The sequence below is a fragment of the Devosia sp. genome (genome assembly GCF_024707125.1).
GTDB lineage: Bacteria > Pseudomonadota > Alphaproteobacteria > Rhizobiales > Devosiaceae > Devosia.
Window position 1 is genome coordinate 165,000 of record NZ_JANQAH010000003.1, and the last position, 21,114, is coordinate 186,113.

The 21,114-nt window shown below is 62.3% G+C and carries 17 protein-coding genes and 1 riboswitch; of the genes, 14 read left to right on the forward strand and 3 right to left on the reverse strand.

Annotated features, from left to right (window positions below):
* Positions 1-32: 32 nt before the first annotated feature.
* Entirely contained in the window at positions 33-1,691 is a 1,659-nt protein-coding gene (locus NVV77_RS01785) for a Na+/H+ antiporter (RefSeq protein ID WP_295410127.1), read from the reverse strand.
* 305 nt (positions 1,692-1,996) lie between these two features.
* Here NVV77_RS01785 and NVV77_RS01790 point away from each other — a divergent pair, with 305 nt between their 5' ends.
* From NVV77_RS01790 to NVV77_RS01810, 5 genes are all read left to right on the forward strand, one after another.
* The gene (locus NVV77_RS01790; protein WP_295410128.1) at positions 1,997-2,953 is read left to right on the forward strand and encodes a tripartite tricarboxylate transporter substrate binding protein; all 957 of its coding nucleotides are present in this window, start codon (positions 1,997-1,999) and stop codon (positions 2,951-2,953) included.
* On the forward strand, positions 2,943-3,470 hold the full coding sequence (locus tag NVV77_RS01795; protein WP_295410130.1) for a tripartite tricarboxylate transporter TctB family protein: 528 nt from the start codon (positions 2,943-2,945) through the stop codon (positions 3,468-3,470). The genes NVV77_RS01790 and NVV77_RS01795 overlap by 11 nt, the downstream gene beginning before the upstream one ends.
* Before the next feature lie 3 nt (positions 3,471-3,473).
* On the forward strand, positions 3,474-4,961 hold the full coding sequence (locus NVV77_RS01800; protein ID WP_295410132.1) for a tripartite tricarboxylate transporter permease: 1,488 nt from the start codon (positions 3,474-3,476) through the stop codon (positions 4,959-4,961).
* 27 nt (positions 4,962-4,988) lie between these two features.
* Positions 4,989-6,509: an MmgE/PrpD family protein gene (locus NVV77_RS01805; protein ID WP_295410133.1), complete on the forward strand. Its 1,521-nt coding sequence runs from the start codon at positions 4,989-4,991 to the stop codon at positions 6,507-6,509.
* A gap of 85 nt (positions 6,510-6,594) precedes the next feature.
* Positions 6,595-7,278, forward strand: coding sequence for a GntR family transcriptional regulator (locus NVV77_RS01810; protein WP_295410136.1), 684 nt, complete (start codon positions 6,595-6,597; stop codon positions 7,276-7,278).
* Here the strand turns inward: NVV77_RS01810 and NVV77_RS01815 are convergent.
* Together NVV77_RS01815 and NVV77_RS01820 are read right to left on the reverse strand one after the other, a co-directional pair.
* Entirely contained in the window at positions 7,207-9,345 is a 2,139-nt protein-coding gene (locus NVV77_RS01815; protein ID WP_295410138.1) for a CHASE2 domain-containing protein, read from the reverse strand. The two genes, NVV77_RS01810 and NVV77_RS01815, sit on opposite strands and share 72 nt — an antisense overlap.
* An 11-nt stretch (positions 9,346-9,356) precedes the next feature.
* Positions 9,357-10,271 carry a helix-turn-helix domain-containing protein gene (locus tag NVV77_RS01820; RefSeq protein WP_295410593.1) on the reverse strand — a complete coding sequence of 305 codons (915 nt, stop codon included), beginning with the start codon at positions 10,269-10,271 and terminating at the stop codon, positions 9,357-9,359.
* Positions 10,272-10,431: 160 nt separating this feature from the next.
* Between NVV77_RS01820 and NVV77_RS01825 the strand changes: the two genes are divergently transcribed.
* The 9 genes from NVV77_RS01825 (at position 10,432) to iolB (ending at position 21,075) form a co-directional block, all read left to right on the forward strand.
* The gene (locus tag NVV77_RS01825) at positions 10,432-12,435 is read left to right on the forward strand and encodes an aldo/keto reductase (RefSeq protein ID WP_295410140.1); all 2,004 of its coding nucleotides are present in this window, start codon (positions 10,432-10,434) and stop codon (positions 12,433-12,435) included.
* Between the two features lie 177 nt (positions 12,436-12,612).
* A riboswitch (FMN riboswitch) is annotated at positions 12,613-12,761 on the forward strand.
* A 99-nt stretch (positions 12,762-12,860) separates the two neighbouring features.
* Positions 12,861-13,586, forward strand: a complete 726-nt coding sequence (locus NVV77_RS01830) for an EamA family transporter (protein WP_295410142.1) — start codon at positions 12,861-12,863, stop codon at positions 13,584-13,586.
* Complete coding sequence (locus tag NVV77_RS01835; protein WP_295410144.1) at positions 13,586-13,831, forward strand: hypothetical protein; 246 nt, start codon at positions 13,586-13,588, stop codon at positions 13,829-13,831. Before NVV77_RS01830 ends, NVV77_RS01835 begins: the two co-directional genes overlap by 1 nt.
* An 80-nt stretch (positions 13,832-13,911) precedes the next feature.
* Positions 13,912-14,751, forward strand: a complete 840-nt coding sequence (locus NVV77_RS01840; RefSeq protein WP_295410146.1) for a MurR/RpiR family transcriptional regulator — start codon at positions 13,912-13,914, stop codon at positions 14,749-14,751.
* Positions 14,752-14,842: 91 nt separating this feature from the next.
* Positions 14,843-16,744: a 5-dehydro-2-deoxygluconokinase gene (iolC, locus tag NVV77_RS01845; RefSeq protein ID WP_295410148.1), complete on the forward strand. Its 1,902-nt coding sequence runs from the start codon at positions 14,843-14,845 to the stop codon at positions 16,742-16,744.
* Positions 16,745-16,953: 209 nt separating this feature from the next.
* On the forward strand, positions 16,954-18,801 hold the full coding sequence (gene iolD, locus NVV77_RS01850; protein WP_295410151.1) for a 3D-(3,5/4)-trihydroxycyclohexane-1,2-dione acylhydrolase (decyclizing): 1,848 nt from the start codon (positions 16,954-16,956) through the stop codon (positions 18,799-18,801).
* A gap of 264 nt (positions 18,802-19,065) precedes the next feature.
* On the forward strand, positions 19,066-19,983 hold the full coding sequence (gene iolE / locus NVV77_RS01855) for a myo-inosose-2 dehydratase (protein ID WP_295410153.1): 918 nt from the start codon (positions 19,066-19,068) through the stop codon (positions 19,981-19,983).
* Positions 19,984-20,078: 95 nt separating this feature from the next.
* Complete coding sequence (locus NVV77_RS01860; RefSeq protein ID WP_295410155.1) at positions 20,079-20,330, forward strand: hypothetical protein; 252 nt, start codon at positions 20,079-20,081, stop codon at positions 20,328-20,330.
* Positions 20,275-21,075 (forward strand): 5-deoxy-glucuronate isomerase, encoded by an 801-nt coding sequence (gene iolB, locus NVV77_RS01865; protein ID WP_295410157.1) that lies wholly within the window; start codon positions 20,275-20,277, stop codon positions 21,073-21,075. Before NVV77_RS01860 ends, iolB begins: the two co-directional genes overlap by 56 nt.
* Positions 21,076-21,114 lie beyond the last annotated feature (39 nt).

Here is a 21,114-nt window from a genome sequence, read left to right on the forward strand (position 1 = left end):
ATCGAATTGTTGCTGGGGCCGTCTGGCCCCGGCTAGAGGCGGCTTACACCCTTGGTCATGCCGTCCATGAGAGCCTGTTCGAGGTCCATCTGTTCGAGGACTTCGCGCAGGACCATATCGTCCAGCTCCCGCGCATCGCGGGCGGCGATCAGGCGCTTGCGGCGCGCGTCGAGCAAAAGCCGGCCGAGTTGATAGGCTTCGTCGGGATCAAAACCCCAGCCCCGCTCCTGTGCTTCTTCCTCCTCTTCCTCCTCGGAGGCGCGATCGGCGCGCCTGGCCATGGCTTCAGCGAGGCGCTGCGATCGGGGTGAGGTATGGGTGAGACGGAATTCTGCCAGGGCATCGGCGTTGGCCTCGTGCGCCAGGCGACGGGCCAACTGGTGTTGCTCTTCGGCATAGGCCTTGTCGTCGCCGTCTTCGAGGCTGAGGCGCTCGATGAGCCAGGGCAAGGAGATCCCCTGGACAAGCAGCGTCGCTATGGTGACGAGGAAGGCCAGCGCGACGATGGCTTCCCGGTAGGGGAAGGATTCGCCTGATACCGTCATGAAGGGAATACCGGCAGCAGCCGCAAGCGTGACGACGCCACGCATACCGGTCCAGGAGAGGACGGCATTTTCTTTCCAGGTCAGCGGCGTTTCCGGCGTCGGAGGCGGACGGCGCTCGGGTCGTCTACGTGGTTCGGCCAGCCTTTGCATGACGGCACGGTGACGTCGGCGGGCCATGACGGCCGTGACAAAGACCCAGGCGAAGCGCACGACAACAGTGGTGACGAAAATGGCGATGCCAGCGAGGAGCAGGTCGCTGATGTCGAGCCCGGCGTCGAATGCGTCGTCGATGACGAAGCGCAGTTGCAGGCCGATATAGGCAAAAACGAAGGTTTCGAGCAGCGTGTCGATGGTGCGCCAGAACTGGCGTTCCTGCATGCGCTCTTCGTAGCCGGACTGGGTGCCGTGATGCCCGAGGGCGAAGCCGGCGGCGACCACTGCGAGTACGCCCGAGGCGTGCAGCTCTTCGGCGACGAGATAGGCCGCGAAGGGCACGATGACCGAGACGACGGTGGCCAGGGACGGATTGGCGAGGCGTCGGCGGGCGAATTGGGCGCCGTGGCCGATGACGAGGCCCAGTATCACCCCCACCACGGAAGCGTAGAGGAAATAGAGAGCCGTGTTGTCGATGAAAGCATGCGTGCCAGCCGTGGTTGCCACGGCTACGGCGAGAAGGGTCAGGGCCGCGGCGTCGTTGATGAGGCTCTCGCCTTTCAGCACGGTCATGAGACCTGATGGCAGGCCGGCCTTGCTGCCTATCGCAATGGCGGTGACGGCATCGGGTGGCGCGACGATGGCGCCGAGCACGAGCGCTGCGGTGATCGGCATGCCGGGGACTGTCCAGGTGGCGACGACTGCCACTGCTACGGCGGAGGCAAAGACCAGAAACACGCCGAGATTGACGATTGAGCCGAGGCGCTTGGCAAAACTGGTGAAGGAGAAATCGGACGCGGCAGAAAAGAGCAGCGGCGGCAAGACGATGCCGAGGATGATCTCGGGCTCGAGTTCGAGGCGGTGGAGACCGGGAATGAACGAGGCGCCGAGCCCGACGATGGCAACCAGCAAGGCCGGCTGAAAATTGCTGCGCTCGGCGAAGGCGGAGATGCCGATGGCAACGATGATGACGACGAGGGTTTCGGCGAACATGATGGCTCCCGGAAGCGAACCCGTCTCTCGCGGCAGCGGGGCGGTGAGCCCCACTAAAGCAAATAGATCACGGTTGCATCTAGGCCAGAAGCAAATCCGGCAAATTTGGCGTCGTCAGGGTGAGAAGTGCGGCGGCAGGCGCCATCTCCGACAAAGGTCGCATTTCACATTCTGTCAGCAGAATTAAGAATGTTGACGCCCAATCTCCAATGTGGTGAGGTTTATGGGCAAAATCTGTCGACAGTTTTGAGCGCAACCGGAGGAGACGGCATGATGCCGCAAAACGGGCGCTCGGGAGGATCAGAATGAAGTTTACCAAGACGCTCGCCGCGCTGGCCATGACGGCGGTGCTGGGAACTGGCGCAGCCAGCGCCCAGGTCAATGTCATGCTGCCCGCCAATCCCGGCGGTGGCTGGGATGGCACGGGTCGTCAGGCGTTCCAGGCGCTCAATGATGCCGGCATCTATACCGGCGGCGTCAATTTCACCAATACCGGTGGCGCCGGTGGTACGGTTGGTCTCGCCGAATTCCTCGGCACCTCGACGGGTCAGCCCGATGCGCTGGCTGTGTTCGGTGCCATCACCGTGGGCGCGATCAAGCTCAACAATTCGCCGATCAATCTCGCCGAATTCCGCCCGGTTGCCCGCCTGACCGCTGAATATCTGGTGATCGCCGTTGCGGCGGATTCGCCGTACAACACGCTGGCCGACCTCGTTGCCGGCATCAAGGCTGATCCGGGTGCGGCAGCTCTCGGCGGCGGTTCTGCCGGTGGCGTCGACCACATCTCGCTCGCACTGCTGGCACAGGCCGGTGACATTCCGGTTGCCGACCTCAACTACATTCCGCAGACCTCGGGCGCTGAAACCGTGACGGCCATCGTCAATGGCACGCTGACTGCCGGTGTTTCGGGCACTTCGGAATTTGCCCAGTTCGCCGAACAGGGTCGCATCAAGATCCTCGGCGTGACCTCTGCCGAGCGTCGCCCCAACCTGCCTGACGTGCCGACCTTCCACGAAGCCGGTTATGACGTCGAGATGGCCAACTGGCGCGGTATTCTGGCCGCTCCGGGCGCTCCGGACGACAACTATGCCGTCTGGGTCGAGAACTTCACCAAGCTCTCGCAGAGCGATGCGTGGAAGGCCGTTCTCGAAGCGCAGGGCTGGGAAGACTACTTCCTCGCCGGTGACGAATTCGGCGCCTTCATTGCCGAAGAAACCGAGCGTCAGGGCCAGATCCTGAAGGACGCCGGCCTTGTCAACTGACGAGCGCAACACGACTGAAGGGGGCAGCCCAGCGGCTGCCCCCGCTTCTCCCAAACCCTATTGGATCGGCATCGGCCTGATGGCGATGGGCGCGGTGTGGCTCTATGCCGGTTTCGGACTGCCGCAGGGCGCGCGCTATGCTGCCGTGGGGCCGGGCCTGTTCGTGACGCTTGCCGGCGGGGGCTTGCTTATTCTCGGCGCCATTTTGGTGCTGCAAATCTGGCGCGGTGAGACGTTTGAGGCGCAGGACGCTGAAGATGCCGACGGCTCGACCAAGATGGACAAGCGGGCTTTTCTGACGGCCCTCGTCGCCGTCGCCTTGCCGATCGTCACCATGGGGCCGCTGGGCATGCCATTTACCGCGACGCTTTCTTTCGTGCTGGTTGCCAATGCTTTTGGCTCGCGCCGCTGGTGGCTCGACCTCATCTGCGGCGCCATACTGGCTTGCGCTGCCTGGTTCCTCTTCAACCAGCTCGGGCTGCAACTGGGCCGGTTCTTCCCGCCTCTGGGAGTGTAGGACGTGGAAACTTTCGAGCTTCTGCTGCATGGCTTCAGCGTTGCGCTGCAGCCGACAAATCTCATGTGGGCGCTGGTCGGCTCGGTGCTCGGCACCGCTATTGGTATTCTGCCCGGCATCGGCCCGGCGCTGACCATTGCGCTGCTGCTGCCGGTGACCACAGCGCTCGCCCCGACTTCCGCTTTCATCATGTTCGCCGGTATTCTCTATGGCGCGATGTATGGCGGGTCGACGACGTCCATCCTGCTCAATACGCCGGGCGAAGCGGGGTCGATGATGACCGCGCTCGAGGGCAACAAGATGGCCCGGGCCGGGCGTGGCGCGGCGGCGCTGGCAACGGCGGCAATCGGGTCGTTTGTGGCCGGTACAATCGCGACGCTGGCGCTGACATTCGCCGCGCCGGCCGTGGCTGAGCTGGCCTTCTATTTCAAGCCGACAGACTATTTTGCCATTACGGCGCTGGCCTTCTGTTCGGTGGCCGTGGTTATGGGCACATCGCGCACGCGTGGGTTCGTGTCCCTGTTCCTCGGCATTGCCATTGGCGTCATCGGCATCGATGCGATGACGGGGCAACCGCGCCTGACGTTTGGCAATATGCAGCTTTTGCGCGGCATTGCGCTGACCGTGGTTTTGGTCTCGCTCTTTGCGGTGGGTGAAATCCTCTATGTCGCCAGCCGCTATCGCTCGACGCCGGGCGTGATGGCCCCGATCAAGGGCCAGCTCTGGATGACCAAGCAGGATTTTGCGCGGTCTTGGAAGCCATGGCTGCGTGGCACGGCGATTGGGTTCCCCATGGGCGCCCTCCCCGGCAGCGGCTCGGAAATCCCGACCATGCTGTCCTATACGCTGGAGCGGAAGCTCACCAAGTATCCCGAAGAATTCGGCAAGGGCGCTATTGAAGGCGTGGCCGGGCCGGAAGCGGCCAACAATGCTGCGGCGGCTGGCATTCTGGTGCCGCTGCTGACGCTGGGCCTGCCGACTTCGGCGACGGCCGCGGTGCTGCTGGCGGCGTTCCAGAATTATGGCCTGCAGCCGGGACCGTTTCTCTTCACGTCCAACCCGGCGCTGATCTGGGGGCTCATTGCTTCGCTCTATGTGGGCAATGTGATGCTGCTGGTGCTCAACCTGCCGCTGGTCGGCATCTGGGTACAGCTGCTGCGCATTCCGCGGCCACAGCTTTATGCCGGTATTTTGGTGTTCGCCATGATCGGCGTCTGGGGGCTCGCGGGATCATGGATGGATCTGACCATCATGCTGGTCGTCGGTCTCGCCGGCTATGTGATGCGGGTTTATGACTTCCCCATCGCGCCGGTGCTGATCGGGCTCATTCTCGGGCCGATGGCGGAGACGCAGCTGCGGACGGCCCTCGCCGCCGGCCAGGGCAATCCGCTGGTTCTCGTTTCAACGCCGCTCTCGGCAATTTTCATCACCCTGGCCGTGCTCCTCCTGGCACTGCCCATCCTCCTCAAGCGCCTGCGCGCCAACGCCTAAAAGCCTGAATAGGGAAATCTTCCGACCATGAAGACCTACGACGTAAAAGTTCATCCATCCGCCGCCAACCTGCCGCGCGAGAGCCAGCTTGCCTGGCACATTGCCGAGGTTGCCGCCAATTGTGGGCCGCTCGATGCCGACGTGATCGAGATGATCGCCTGCCGTATCGTCGATAATGCCAGCGTGGGCCTTGCGGCCATCAACCGGGCGCCGGTTGCCGCGGCCCGCGCCATGGCGCTGGCGCATCCGCGCAAGGGTGGCGCGACGGTTTATGGTCTGGGCAGCGGCGTGCGCGTCGATGCGGAATGGGCGGCATGGGCCAATGCAACGGCCGTGCGTGAACTCGATTTCCACGACACCTTCCTTGCGGCCGACTATTCGCATCCGGGCGATGCGATCTCGCCGCTGATCGCTGTGGCGCAGCAGATGGGGATCGGTGGTGCCGACCTGGCCCGTGGCATTGCGGTCACCTATGAAGTGCATGTGGCGCTGGTGAAGGCGATTTCGCTGCATAAGTACAAGAAGGACCACGTGGCGCATCTGGCACCGGCGACCACGGCGGCCATCGGCGCCATGCTGGGGCTGTCGACGGAAGTGATCTTCCAGGCGGTCAACCAGGCGGTGCACCTGAGTTTCTCGACGCGCCAGTCGCGTAAGGGTGAGATCAGCTCTTGGAAGGCCTATGTTCCGGGATTCTCGGGCAAGCTCGCCATTGAATGTATCGACCGCGCCATGCGTGGCGAGGCTTCGCCTTCGCCGATCTATGAGGGCGAAGATTCGGTGATCGCCTGGATGCTCGGCGGCAAGAGTGAGGCCTACAAGGTGTCCCTGCCCGCCCCCGGCGAAAGCCCGCGCGGCATCATGGAGACCTATACCAAGGCGCATTCGGCCGAGTATCAGGCACAGGCGCTGATCGACCTTGCGATCGACCTTTCGGGCCAGATCGGTGATCTCTCGAAGGTGAAGGATATCCTGCTCGAGACCAGCCATCACACGCATAATGTGATCGGCACCGGCGCCAACGATCCGCAGAAGATGGATCCGGAAGCATCACGCGAAACGCTTGATCACTCGATCATGTATATCCTTGCGGTCGCGCTCGAAGACCGCAAATGGCACCATGTCGACTCCTATTCGCGCGAGCGTGCACGGACGCCGTCGACGGTGGCACTGTGGCACAAGATCCGCACGGTGGAAGAGCCATCCTGGACAGTGCGCTACCTCGATCCCGATCCGGACAAGCGCGCCTTTGGCGGCAAGATCATTGTCACCCTGGACGACGGCCGTGTGATCACGGGCGAGCGTGGCGTGGCCGATGCTCATCCCAATGGCAACCATCCATGGACCTGGCCGGACTATGCCGGCAAGTTCGAGACGCTGACCAAGGGCGAGCTGGCCGACGCCGACCGCAAGGCTTTCCTTGAAGCGGCCAAGGGCTTTTCGAGCCTCGCTGCGGGCAAGCTCGATGTGCTTATTCCGGCGCTGCCGCAGGGCAGCGTGACCCCGTCGAAGCCCACCGGACAGGGCATTTTCGATCACGGTCTCTAAGGGACACAAGCCGGATCGCGCCGCTTTGCGTGGCGCGATCCATGCGCTATGGAGGCCGGCCCTTGGACTATAGCGACGCTGGAGCATGATGGATCAGGACGCCGAGACAATCGAGATGCCAGACGACCGGCTGCTGACCGATCAGTTGTTCGAGCAACTGAGCGAGGCCATTGTCATTGGCACTCTCGCGCCCGGCACCAAGCTCAGCGAGCCGCGGCTTGCTGCGCAATATGGCGTCAGCCGTGGGCCACTGCGTGAGGCCATAAGGCGGCTTGAGGAGCGCAAGCTGGTGACCCGTGCGCCTCGGCAAGGGGCGCGGGTTGTCGTGCCGACGCCGGGCGATGCGCTCGAGCTTTTCACCATACGCGAAGTGCTGGAGGGGCTGGCGGCGCGGCATGCGGCGGAGAATGCGACCGAGGCGGAGATTGACCAGCTTCGCGCCATGCTGGCGCACCACCGCGACGCGCTCTCCAAGCCCGACGCCATGGTTTATTGGCAGGCCACGGCCAATTCGGACTTTCACTTCATGATCGCGCGGATCGGGAGGAACCAGCACCTGTTCGACCTGCTCTGCGGCGAATATTACACGCTCTTCCGGCTCTACCGCATGCAGCATCGCATCGTGCCGGGCCGGGCGCAGCGTGCACTGGCGGAGCATGAGCGGATCGTCGAGGCGATTGCCGATAGGGATGCGGAACTATCGGAAATCCTGATGCGCCGGCACATTGCCTCGGCTCGCCACGGCCTCATCGCCCAGGCGAATGCCTGAGGGCATGTCCGGCTCGGCCACTGGAAAGTCCGCGAGGCGAGGGGGCAACGCGGCGTAGAACTGGACCAGTTCCGGTTCGATCTTTTCGGATAAAGCCTCGCAGCGCTTCAGCAGATTTGTGTCGAGAGTGCCGCGCGTGAGGGCGGAAACAAGTTCTGCGTGAAGCGTTGCCAATTCTTCGAAGGCTGGGTTCGCTTTGACCGTTTCATCGCCGACGAGCAGTTTGATGGGCTCACGGCCGGACATTCCCTTGAGCTCCACTTGCCCCGCATCGAGGAAAGCCAGGCCTGGGGTTTCCGCGGCCATGCCTGATGTCGCGAGGATGCTGTAGCCGACCGGCTTGCAGGCGCCTTCAATGCGGCTCGCGACATTGACGGTGTCGCCGACGCAGGAATAGTCGAAGCGTTTCTCAAAACCCATATTGCCGACGAGAGCGGGGCCCGTGGCGATGCCAATGCCGATATGGATGGGGTCGTTGCTGCCGCGATTGAGATCGCGCAGGGCGGCGCGCATGGCGAGGGCGGCGCGGCCGGCGAGAAGGGCGTGCTCCTTTTCCTCGGCCGGGGCGTTCCAAAAGGCCATGACCGAGTCGCCCATGAATTTGTCGATGGTGCCGCGATGGCGGATGATCGCGCCGCCGAGGGCGCCGAAGAGGCCGTTGAGAATTCTGACCAGTTGCTCGGGTGTCGTCCGTTCGGCGAGGGCGGAAAAATTGCGGACGTCGGAGAACATCACGGTCAATTCGCGCACGTTACCCCCGAGGCGCAGCAGGCTCTGGTCGGCTTCGATCTGGGTGAGGACCGAGGGTTCGACATAGTAGCCAAAGGCGCGGCGGATGCGGCGGCGGTCGAAATCGGTGACCGTGAAGCGCAGGAAAGCCATGGTGGCGTAGCTGACGAGGGCCGCGAAGAGCGGGTAGCTCGGGTCGATGAGGAGACCGGGACTCGAAAAGCTCCACCAGCTGAAGGAGACCGAGGCGGCAGCGACAGCGAGCGAGACGCCGAGCCCGACCAGAGGGCCGGAGACGACGACGGCCAGAACGATGACAAGGCAGGAGGCTGCGAGGAGCAGGAGTTCCAGGCCGGAGACCCAGTCGGCGCGGTCAAGGAAGGTCTGGGTGAGGATTTGCTCAAGCGCTTGCAGATGGATCGAAACGCCGGGAACTGGGGCGCCGAGGGGGCTGATGCGGATGTCGTTGAGGCCGCTGGCGGAGCTGCCGATGAAGACGATGTGGCCGGCGATGAGCGGAGCAAGGGCGGCGTAGTCATCGTCAAGGACGTCAGTGGCTGGAATGTAGGTCTCGGGCGGAAGCTCGCGATAGTAGAGCCGGAGGTCGCCGGTTGGGCCGGTGGGTATGGAGAAGTCTCCTACCCGGACGGCATCAACAGTGCGGCCATCGACATTGTCGCCCATGACGACCAGCGTCGGCACGCCCGTGGCGACGCGCAGGGCTTCGACGGAGAGCGTGGGAACGGCGCCGGAATCGATGCGCCAAAGGAGCGGCAGGCGGCGGGCGACCCCTGCCCCCTGGCGGTCCAGGCTGGCGACGCCGAGGCCGCTTGCGGCTTCAGCAAGGATAGGCAGGGGTTGGGCCGCACCGCCAAGTTCGGGCACGGCCGCAAGCGGATCGCTGCCGGTTGTTGCGAGGCCGGCCTTGGCTGGCATGGTGACGGGGAGCGCGCTGCCGTTTTGGGCGAGGCCCAGAATGGTGGGGCCGGCTGCCAGGGTTTTGGCGAAATTCTCGTCAGCGTCGGAACCGCGCTCGGCCTCGCTGAAGAGGATATCGAAGGCTATGGCGGCGGCGCCGAGTTCGGTCAAGCGCTCGGAGAGGCGCGCGAGAGTTTCGCGGGGCCAGGGCCATTGGCCGACTTCGGCCATGGATGTTTCATCGATATCGATGATGCGGACCGGCAAGCCGTCGGGCGCAGTGCGGGGCTTTAGCTGCTGGAAGACATCAAAACTGGTCTCGCGGGCAACCTGGACCGGATAGGGATCGGCGACCCGGAGCGCGACGAGACCGAGAATGACGAGAAGACCCAGAGTAAGCGCCGCAAGCCCCCTGCCCATGGCCCCTGCCCTCAATTATAGGGCGTGCAGGCCGCGACGCGTTGCGGCAGGACCGAGCTAGGGCGAGAGCGCAGATCGCGGCGGAAATCGCTGGGCGACATGCCGGCGATCTTGCGGAAGAGCTTGTTGAAGGCGCTGAGCGAGCCAAAACCGCTATCCATGGCAACCTGCAACACATTGGCATCGTCGCGCATCAAGAGGGCTTGAGCGTAGGAGAGGCGCATGAGGCTGACATAGTCGTTGAGCGTCATGCCGGTGCATTTCTTGAAGACCGTCATGGCGTATTTCGGATGAACATCGGCGGCCACGGCGATGTCGACCGAGTCGATATCCTCGCGGAAATTGTCGGCGATATAGTCGCAGATGCGCACGACGATGGGCGAGATGTGCTGGTCGGTCGCCTGGCTGTTCGACCCGGCATGGTGGCCAGAGGACAGCTCGTAGGGCGCGAAGCGAATGCGCTCGATCCGCAGCAGCAATTCGTCCACCGCCATGCTGATTTTCAGCGGATCACCGGAACGGACATAATCATTCCAGCGGACGAAATTGATTGGATCGGAGGCGTCAGTGGCCCGTGTGACCAGCGCTGCGCCCTGCATCAGACCGGCCTGCACGCCCTGCGGCAAGCGCAGCCGGAAGAAGTGCACGAGAGGCAGGTGGCCGCCGGCATAGACGAGGTCTTCGGATGCGTCGTCTAGTCGATGCGGCTGGCCGCCCCAGAAGAGGGCCAGATCGCCGGCGCCGAAACGGACCTCGTAGCCGCTCATGGCATAGTGGGCCCAGCCGCGAATGATATAGTTCACCTCGACCTGCGCATGCCAATGCGCCGAGCGCATCAGCAGGGGCGAGGCATGGAACATGTTGAGTTCGGTGGGAAGGTTCTCCACGCCGTCGAGGGCCGGCTCGTAATAGCCGCGCTCCACCATCTTACTATCCGCCAATTTGAAATACCCGATAAGAGCGACGGCTCATGAGGAGTGGATAGCTTAGGTATCGCTCGGCACAAGAGCAAGGGAGGAGAATGCGCGGGGTTTTGAAACCTGCCGCGCCGCCTGTCTTGGCCGATGGATATTTGAGGAGCAGACCATGACCGACAAGAAGATTCGCTGGGGCATTATCGGGCCCGGCAGCATTGCCAAGGCATTCCGCGGCGGGGTCAACGGCTCCAAGCACGGCGTGCTGGCAGCTATCGCTACGCGCGACCCCAGCAAGCCGAACCTTGCCACGGATTTTCCGGGCGTGCGGGTGGTCAATGGCTATGACGCGCTGCTGGCCGACAAGGACATCGACGCAGTCTATATCGCCGTACCGCATACCGGCCACGCCGAATGGGCGATCAAGGCTGCGGAAGCCGGCAAGCATGTGCTTATCGAAAAGCCCCTAGCGCTTTCGGCGCACGAAATCGACGCCGTGTTCCATGCGCACAAGAAGGCCGGCACTTTTGCTGGTGAAGCCTTCATGTATCGCCTGCATCCGCAGGTGAAGCAGTTGCTCGATCTGATCAAGTCCGGCGCCATTGGCGAAGTGCGGATGATCCAGTCGAGCTTCGGTTTCTCGATGGGCAAGTTCCAGCCGCAGCACCGTCTGTTCGCCTCGGCGCTGGCCGGCGGCGGCATTCTGGATGTGGGCGGTTATCCGGTGTCGATGGCGCGGCTGATTGCCGGCGCGACGCTGGGAAAACCGTTTGCTGATCCGGTGAAGGTGTCGGGCACTGCCAAGCTCAACGAGGAAGGCACCGACGACTGGGCGGCCGCCATCCTGACGTTCGAGAATGGCATTGTGGCGCAGGTTTCCTGCGCGGTGATGGCGAACCTCGACAATGTGCTGCGCATCCATGGTTCGGAAGGCCGGATCGAAGTGCCGGATTTCTGGTTTGCCAATGGCAATCGCGATCAAGGTCTTGGCCGCATCGACATCACTAGGGGTGGCAAGACCGAGACGGTCAGCGTCAACGAGACGGCGCATGTCTATTCGTTTGAAGCCGATGCCGCCTCGCTCGCCATTCTCGAAGGCAAGCAGGAGTTTCCGGTGCCGGGCATGAGCTGGGCGGATAGCCTTGGCAATGCGCGCGTGCTCGACCAGTGGCGCCGCGATGCGGGCATCGAATATTCGGTCGAAAAATACACCAACCGCGTCAAGACGTTGGACAATCGCAAGCTTGGGCCGAATACCGGCGTCATTCCGAAGCGTTCCATTCCGGGGCTCAAGAAGCAGGCTTCGGCGGTTGCGCTGGGCTTTGAGGATTTCAAGACCTTCTCCTCGGGCGCGATCCTGCTCGATGCGTTCTGGGAAAAGGGCGGCAATATCTTCGATACCGCCTTCATCTATGGCGGCGGCTATACGGAAAAGCTGTTCGGTGAATGGCAGAAGAGCCGTGGCGTGCGTGAGGAAGCCGTGGTGATCGGCAAGGGTGCGCACTCGCCTCTCGTCTATCCCGACGTCATCGCCAAGCAGCTGACCCAGACGCTGGATCGCCTGCAGACGGACTATGTCGACGTCTATTTCATGCACCGCGACAATCTTGATGTGCCGGTGGGTGAGTTCGTCGATGCCATGGATGCCGAGGTGAAAGCTGGCCGCATTCGTGGGCCGTTCGGCGGTTCGAACTGGACCAAGGAGCGCATGGACGAGGCGATTGCCTATGCCGAGCGCACCGGCAAGACCAAGCCGCAGGCGCTGAGCAACAACTTTGCTCTCGCTGAAATGCTCGACCCGATCTGGGCCGGCTGCGTCACCTCGTCGACGCCGGACTTCAAGCAGTGGCTGATCGACCGTCAGGTGACCAACTTCTCCTGGTCGAGCCAGGCGCGTGGCTTCTTCACCGACCTTGCCGGGCGGGACAAGACCGACAACGAGGAACTGGTAAGGGTCTGGTACAACGAGCAAAACTTTGGTCGCCGTGATCGGGCCATCGAGCTTGCCAAGCAGATTAGCCACAATCCGATCCATGTGGCGCTGGCCTATGTGCTGGCCCAGCCCTTCCCCAGCGTGCCGCTGATCGGGCCGCGCCGCCTAGTCGAACTCGAAGACAGCCTCAAGGCCTTTGAGATCAAGCTGACGCCGGAACAGGTGAAGTGGCTCGAAGGCTAAGTCGCCAAAAAGCCAAAGAGATCAAGGGGTCCGGCGACGGGCCCCTTTTTCGTTGCGGGAGAATGACTGGCATATTCGTTTCGACTGTTCACCCTGGGAAGACAGTTTGTACCCTCTGGCCGAGTTGCCAGGGCAACGTCCCTGCCCTATGTTATCCATCGTGAGATTACGATCTCATGCAATTCTCAGGGCGGGGTGAAACTCCCCACCGGCGGTAAGGCGGCGACGCTGAGCCCGCGAGCGCTTTTGACCGAAAGGTCGAAGGGTCAGCAGATCCGGTGTGATTCCGGAGCCGACGGTCATAGTCCGGATGAAAGAGAATGGGTTGGCCTCAAGCGCCTGACTATGCTCGCGTTTTTGCGCGGGCAGAGTTTTGCGTCGCCTTCCCGTAACCCTGGGGAAACTGGTTACGGAAAGGACGACATATGAACCAGATTTCCTCTTCTTCACATGCCAGCGCCACTTCGGGCGCTATTTTCATGCTGGCCGCAAGCCTGGCTTTTGCCGGCTCCAACACGCTGCAATCGGTTCTGCCGACACCGATCGAATATGGCGGGTTTGGCATGAGCTCGACTGGCATGGCTTTCTGGCAATATGTCATTGCCTCCATCTTGGCGCTGCCGATCATCTTGCACATTGGGTTCAAGAACCTGCGTACCAGCCATCCCCTTGCCCATGAAATCCGCGCTTTTGCCTCGGCATTGGGCGTACACGTTTTTGTCTATGGTTTTGCCTCGGGCGTTCCGATCTGGCAGATGGTGACGCTGCTTGCCACCGGGCCGCTGTTCATCATTCTCGGCTCGACCGTGTTTCTGGGTGAGAAGGCTTCCACCGCGCGGATCGCTGCGGCCCTGACCGGGTTTGCCGGCGCGATCATCGTCTCGGGCGTTGGTGCAGACGGGTTTACCTGGCAAACCTTCGTGCCGATTGTGGCGGCCGCCCTGTGGGCAACGACTGACATTCTTACCAAGTACCTGACGCAGAAGGGTGAAAGCCCCGAGACCCTGACCATCTCACTGCTGGTGCTGATCACCCCGAACCATCTGGCCATTCTGCTGCTGGTCACCGTCTTTTCGTGGGTTTTGCCGGCTGGCGCGGCCCTGGCTTTCCGCTGGCCCTGCCCTCGGGCACCGGCCTGCTGCTGCTTTTGATGCTCGGCGCCCTGACGGCCGCGGCGCAGTATCTGCTGAGCTTTGCCTACCGCGCCGCCGATGCGACCTTCCTGCAGCCATTCGGTGACCTCAAGGTGCCGCTGGGGGCGATCGTCGGCTGGGTTGTGCTCGGTCAGGTGCCGTCGGTCTGGTTCTGGCCGGGTGCTGCGCTGATTATCCTGGCGTCGCTTTTCCTTTATCTCGTTGAAGGGCGAGATCGGCCTTCCAAGCTCGCAACCGCGTAACGTTCCAAACGTAGAATAATTCTTCCAAATATGACGCCGGCAATGCGATATTGCCGGCGTTGCTATTTTGAGGGACTCGCATGGACCGGGGAGAGATTCAGGGCGCGCCGAAGAATTTCGAGGCGCTGCGGGCACTTATCCTGGAGCGGCGGCGGGAACTGCCCAAGCGCCTGGCGCAGGTGGCGGCCTTTGCGCTGGATAATCCTGATGAGATCGCCTTTGGCACGGCGGCGAGTATAGCGACGGATGCCGAGGTACAACCTTCGACGCTGGTTCGTTTCTCGCAAACCTTTGGTTTTGATGGATTTTCGGCGCTACAGGCCGTGTTTCGGGCGCGGCTGCGGGAGCGCAATTCGAGCTATGAAGACCGGCTGGTGGAGCTGGAAGGCGGGGATGCGGTGGCTGCCGGGTCGGCTGCAATCCTCAACTCGTTCATCGGTGCGGCGCATCGCAGCCTCGACAATTTGAGTGCCGCAATCGACCCGCAAAAGTTCGAATCCGCTAGCAGACTGTTAGCATCGGCAGGCACCATTCACCTGATTGCGCGACGGAGAAGCTACCCGATTGCGACTTACATGGCCTATGCGCTCTCCCAGCTCAAAATCCGCTGCCAGATCGCCGGGACGGCGTCGGGGATCGATGACGATCTGCTTGCTTTGGCCGATGAGGGTGACGCGGCTTTTGCGGTGAGCTTTTCGGGTTATGCATCGGAGACGATTGCGCAGGCCTCGGCGCTGGCGGCGCGTGGGATACCGGTGGTGTCGCTAACCGACTCGGCGTTCTCGCCGCTGGCGGAATGTTCGACGATCTGGTTCGAACTGGTCGAGGCTGACCATGCCGGGTTCCGCTCACTCTCGGCCAGCATGGCTTTCGCCATGGCGCTGGCTGTGGCCATTGCCGAGGAGCGGCGGCGGGGGTGATTTTTGTGATGGAACAGAAATTCTATATTTGAACTGATTTGGAAGATGTGTTTCAATTCCTCCCATACAAGCCGCCGCGGGAGGATTTTGGGTGAGCACGAATAAGACGCTCGATGTGATCACCATTGGCCGGGCCTCGGTGGACCTTTATGGCCAGCAGATCGGTACGCGGCTCGAGGATATCGGCAGCTTTGCGAAATCGGTGGGCGGGTGCCCGACCAATATTTCGGTTGGCACGGCGCGGCTGGGGCTGAAGTCGGCGCTGATCACGCGCGTCGGCAATGAGCAGATGGGGCGCTTCATTCGCGAGCAGTTGCAGCGAGAAGGCGTCGAGACCAAGGGGGTTGTGACCGACCCTGAACGGTTAACGGCGCTGGTGCTGCTGTCGGTCGAGAATGACAAATCGTTTCCGCTGATTTTCTATCGCGACAATTGCGCCGATGCGGCGCTGGACGAAGGCGATATCGACGAGGATTTCGTGCGGTCGGCCAAGGCGGTGCTGGTAACCGGCACGCACTTTGCCAAACCTAATAGCGATGCGGCGCAGCGCAAGGCGATGCGGATCGCCAAGGCGAATGGCTCAAGGATCGTGTTCGATATCGACTATCGACCGAACCTTTGGGGGCTGGCGGGGCACGATGCGGGCGACAGCCGCTATATCGCTTCGGATGAGGTTTCCAAGCACCTGCAGACGGTTCTGGCTGACTGCGACCTGATTGTTGGGACCGAGGAAGAGGTTCTTATTGCTTCGGGCGAGAGCGACCTTACGGCGGCGCTGAAGACCATCCGCAGCTTTTCGAATGGGACCATTGTGCTCAAGCGTGGGCCGATGGGGTGCATCGTTTATGACGGACCTATTCCTGATGATCTCGAGGATGGGATTGTCGGCAAGGGATTTCCGATTGAGGTCTACAATGTGTTGGGGGCCGGCGACGCTTTTATGAGCGGATTCCTGCGTGGCTGGTTGCGCGGGGAGCCGCATGCGACGAGCGCGACCTGGGCCAATGCCTGCGGGGCTTTTGCGGTGAGCCGGCTGCTCTGCGCGCCGGAGATTCCGACATGGACGGAGCTTTCCTATTTCCTTGAGCATGGCAGCAAGGAACGGGCGCTGCGCAAGGATGCCGAAATCAACCATGTGCATTGGGCGACCACCCGGCGGCGCGAAATCCCCAGCATGAAGGCGCTGGCGATCGATCATCGGTCGCAGCTTGAGGATATGGCCGGGGGCGATGCGCAGAAGCTGGCGCGGATACCGGATCTTAAAGTGCTGGCGGTGAAGGCGGCGGTGCAGGTGGCTGATGGTCGCGACGGGTTTGGGATGCTGCTGGACGACAAGTATGGGCGCGATGCGCTTTATGCGGCGAGCGCGATCCCGAATTTCTGGGTGGCGAAGCCGATTGAATTGCCGGGCTCGCGGCCTTTGCAGTTCGAGTTTTCGCAGGATCTGGGATCGCGGCTGGTGGAGTGGCCGGTGGATCACTGCATCAAGGTGCTGTGCTTTTACCATCCGGACGATGCGGCAGATTTGCGCGAGGTGCAGATTGCCAAGCTACGGGCCGCTTATGACGCGGCGCGCAAGGTGGGCCGTGAATTGCTGGTGGAGATCATTTCCAGCAAGCATGGCGCGCTGAAGGACGATACGGCGGCGCGGGCGCTGACGGATGTCTATGCGGCCGGGATCAAGCCGGATTGGTGGAAGCTCGAGACGCAGCCGGGGGTTGAGGCCTGGCGGCAGATTGATGCCGTTATTGAGGCCAATGATCCGTTCTGCCGGGGTGTTGTGCTCCTGGGGCTCGATGCGCCACAGTCGGAACTGGTGGCGGGATTTGCGGCGGCAAAGACGGCCAGGTCGGTGAAGGGTTTTGCCGTGGGGCGGACGATCTTTGGCGATGCGGCGCGGGCCTGGCTTGATGGGCGGATTGGCGATGATGAGGCCGTGGCGATGATGGCGCAGCGGTTTGCGGGATTGGTGGCGGCCTGGGATGGGGCTTAGCCGATAGATTTGTGGGCGCCGTCACCCCCTCCCTCCTCCCCCATCAAGGGGAAGTGTTGAGCCCGTGGGTGTGGAGGGACGGAGCCAAACACACGATGCAGCACCTCCCCCTTGATGGGGGAGGATGGGAGGGGGTGAACCCAGCCCAAAAGATAAAACGGAGGTTCCCGCTTTCGCGGGAATGACACCGAGGAATACGAGGAGTGGCCATGAGCCAGAAAACTGTTCGATTGACCATGGCGCAGGCTGTTGCGCGCTTCCTTACGGCGCAGAAGACGGTCATTGCTGGCGAAACCGTGCCGATCTTTGGCGGGGTTTTTGCCATTTTCGGGCATGGCAATGTGGCCGGGGTGGGCGAGGCGCTTTATGGCGTTAGGGATACCCTGCCGACCTATCGCGGGCAGAACGAACAGGGCATGGCGCATGCGGCAATTGCCTATGCGAAAGCCAGTTTTCGGCGGCGGTTCATGGCGGTGACCAGCTCCATCGGGCCGGGGGCGCTGAACATGGTGACGGCGGCGGCGCTGGCGCATGTGAACCGGCTGCCCGTGCTGCTGCTGCCGGGCGATGTCTTTGCCAATCGGTTGCCCGATCCTGTCTTGCAGCAGGTGGAAGACTGGGGCGACGGCACGGTTTCGGCCAATGATTGTTTCAGGCCGATCAGCCGCTATTTCGATCGGATTACGCGGCCGGAGCAGATCATTCCGGCGCTGCGGCGGGCCATGCAGGTGCTTACCGATCCGGCAGAATGCGGGCCGGTGACGCTGAGCCTTTGCCAGGATGTGCAGGCGGAAGCCTATGACTATCCCGAGAGCTTCTTTGCCGAAAAGGTTTGGGTACCGCGGCGGATCATGCCGGATGCCGATGAATTTGCGACGGCAGCGGCGGCGATCAAGCTTTCCAAGAAGCCCGTCATTATTGCGGGCGGCGGCGTGCTGTATTCCGAGGCGAGCGAGAGCCTTGCGGCCTTTGCCGAGGAGCATGGCATTCCGGTGATGGAGACGCAAGCGGGCAAGAGCGCCCTGCCCCATGGGCATGAGCTGAATATGGGTAGCGTCGGGGTTACCGGTTCGTCGGCATCGAATGTGCTGGCGGAAGAGGCCGATGTGGTGATCGCGGTCGGCACGCGGCTGCAGGATTTTACCACCGGCTCGTGGTCGCTGTTCAAGAACGAGGCGGTGAAGATCGTCGGGCTCAATGTGCAGCCTTTCGATGCAGGCAAGCATGAGGCGCTCCCGCTGGTATCGGATGCTCGCGTGGGACTTGAAGCGCTGGATGCGGCGCTGATGGGTTGGCAGGTTGATTCCGATTGGACCCATAAGGCCATGCGGGAAAAGGATAAATGGCTGCTGGACGCCGATGCTGCGACCGCGCCGACCAATGTGGAATTGCCATCTGATGCGCAGGTGATCGGGGCGGTGCAGCGGGCGCGGCAGAAGGCGACGCTGGTGTGCGCCGCAGGCGGTTTGCCGGGCGAATTGCACAAGCTCTGGAAGGCGGATGCGCCGGGGAGCTACCATCTCGAATATGGTTTTTCGACCATGGGCTACGAAATTGCCGGCGGGCTGGGTGTGAAGCTGGCGCGGCCGGAGGACGACGTGGTCGTGATGGTCGGGGACGGCAGCTATATGATGCTGAACTCGGAGATCGTTTCGTCGATCATGCTGGGGGCGAAGCTCACCATCGTGCTGCTGGATAATGCGGGCTATGGCTGCATCAACCGGCTGCAGATGGCGACCGGCGGAGCGAATTTCAACAATCTGCTGAAGGACACACAGCACGTGACGCTGCCGAACATCGACTTTGCCGCGCACGCGGCGGCGATGGGGGCGGTGAGCCGCAAGGTCGGGTCGATTGCCGAGCTTGAGGCGGCGTTGGCCGAGACGGCGGATGCGGATCGGACGACGGTGATTGTGATTGATACCGATCCGCTGGTGACGACCGTTGCCGGTGGGACCTGGTGGGATGTGGCGGTGCCGGAGGTCAGTGAGCGAGCCCAAGTGAATGCGGCGCGCGAGGGGTATTTGAAGGCGTTGCAGGCGCAGCGGATTGGGTGAGGGCCCCCTCACCCGTCTCGCGCTTTGCGCGATCCACCCTCTCCCCGAGAGGGGAGAGGAATAAGAGGTGAGCGCCGATCTGTTCTTCTCCCCATCGGGGAGAAGGTGGCGCGTAGCGCCGGATGAGGGGAACGCTTTGACGAAGACGAATTCCTCTGCGGAGGAGAGATACCCCTCACCCTGACTTTTCGCTGAACGCGAAAAGTCGGTCCCTCTCCCGCAAGGGGCGAGGGAAGGTGCGGTGGACGAGGAGAGACCAAAAGAATGAAAGCCAAACTTGGGATGTCGCCCATTGCGTGGTGGAACGACGATCTGGTGGAGCTGAGCGATGATGTGTCGCTCGAAGAGTGCCTCAGGCAATCGCGGTCGGCCGGGTTTACCGGGATGGAAAAGGGGCGGCGGTTTCCGGATGATCCGGAGGTTATGCTGCCGATCCTGCGTGCCGCTGACGTGACGCTATGTGGCGGGTGGTTTTCGGGGACGCTGGTCGAGGAAGATCTCTCTGCCAATAAGGACCGCATTCTGCCGATGATCGAGCTGTTCAAGGCGGTCAACGCGCCTTGCATCGTCTATGGCGAAGTGGGTCGATCGATCCAGGGCAAGCGGGAGATTCCGCTGGCGCAAAAGCCGAAGCTTTCCGACGACGAGATGAAGGCTTATGGGCGGAAGGTCACCGCGTTTGGCGAATGGTGCGCCGAGCAGGGCATGCCGCTGAGCTATCACCACCATATGGCGGCTGTGGTTGAGACCGAGGCGGAGCTGGATGCGTTTATGGCGGCTTCGGGCGCAGGCATTCCACTGCTGCTTGATGCGGGACATCTCGCCTTTGCTGGTGGTGATCCGCTGCGGGCGATCGACAAGCACCATGGGCGGATCAACCATGTGCATGTGAAGGACATCAGACGGTCGGTTGTCGATGGACTGGATCGGACGAAGCAGAGTTTTCTGGATGCCGTGGCGCTGGGCGCCTTTACGGTGCCGGGGGATGGCTCGCTCGACTTTGGCGCCATCGTGCAGCGGTTGGCGGATCATGGCTATGAGGGCTGGTTCGTTGTCGAGGCCGAGCAGGATCCGACGGCTAATCCGCCGCTGAAAATGGCGCAGGTGGGCCACAAGGAACTGATGCGGGTGATGACGGCGGCTGGGTATACCGTCGAGACGCAAGGTTTTCCGAGCGCTTAAGTTTTGAACGGTAGTGCGCATCGGATTCGTCCGAAAACCGCTGCGCACTTTTCGGTCCAATGCTAGAGCTTGCGGCAACTGAGAAGGATTGGTGCATGGCTCTGAAAGAAAACGATCTCAACTGGTTTCGGCCGCTGTGGCGGCGGGTTGCCGTCGTGGTGTTTCTGACCGTCTGGCTCGCCTGGGAGGCGATATGGACCAAGGAGACGCTGTGGATCGTGTTGGTCGGCGCGGCGCTGGCCTATGCGCTCTATAATTTCTTCTATGCCTTCCCCAAGGAGGAGCCCAAGAATGACGAAGTCCCACCTGCTGGTCCGACCGACAGCGAAGACCGGTCGGATTCATGACGTAACGCCCGCTTCGGCGGGGTGGGGCCATGTCGGCTTCGGGTTACATCGGCTCGCGGCCGGAGAGGCTTATGGCGAGGAGACGGGCGAGCGCGAGGTTTGCCTCGTCATCGTCGGCGGCAAGGGGCGCTTTGCCGTGGACGGCGAGGACTTTGGCGAGCTTGGGGAGCGCATGACGCCCTTCGAGGGGGCGCCCTGGGCGCTCTATGTGCCGGCGGGGCGCAACTGGGCTGTGGATGCCACGACGGACCTGGAGCTGGCTGTGTGCTCGGCGCCAGGCGGCGGGGATTTCCATGCCAAGGTCATTCCGCCGGGGACGCATCCGCGGATCACGCGCGGCAAGGGCGCCAATATCAGGCATGTCTACAATATCATGCCCGAGGATGATGGCTCGGCGAACGCGCTGCTGGTGGTGGAGGTGATCACGCCCCAGGGCAATACGTCGTCCTATCCGCCGCACAAGCATGACCAGGACAATCTTCCGCACGAGAGTTTTCTGGAAGAGACTTATTACCATCGCTTCAACCCGCCGCAGGGTTTTGCGTTTCAGCGGGTGTTTACGGACGACCGGAGCCTTGATGAGGCGATGGCGGTTGAGGATGGGGACGTTACGCTGGTGCCGCGGGGGTATCATCCGGTGGCGACGACGGCGGGGTATGACCTCTACTATCTCAACGTCATGGCCGGGCCGAAGCGGGTGTGGAAATTCCACAATGCGCCGGAGCATGAGTGGATGCTGAAGTAGGGTTTGCCGCCCCCCACCGCGTCATTCCCGCGAAAGCGG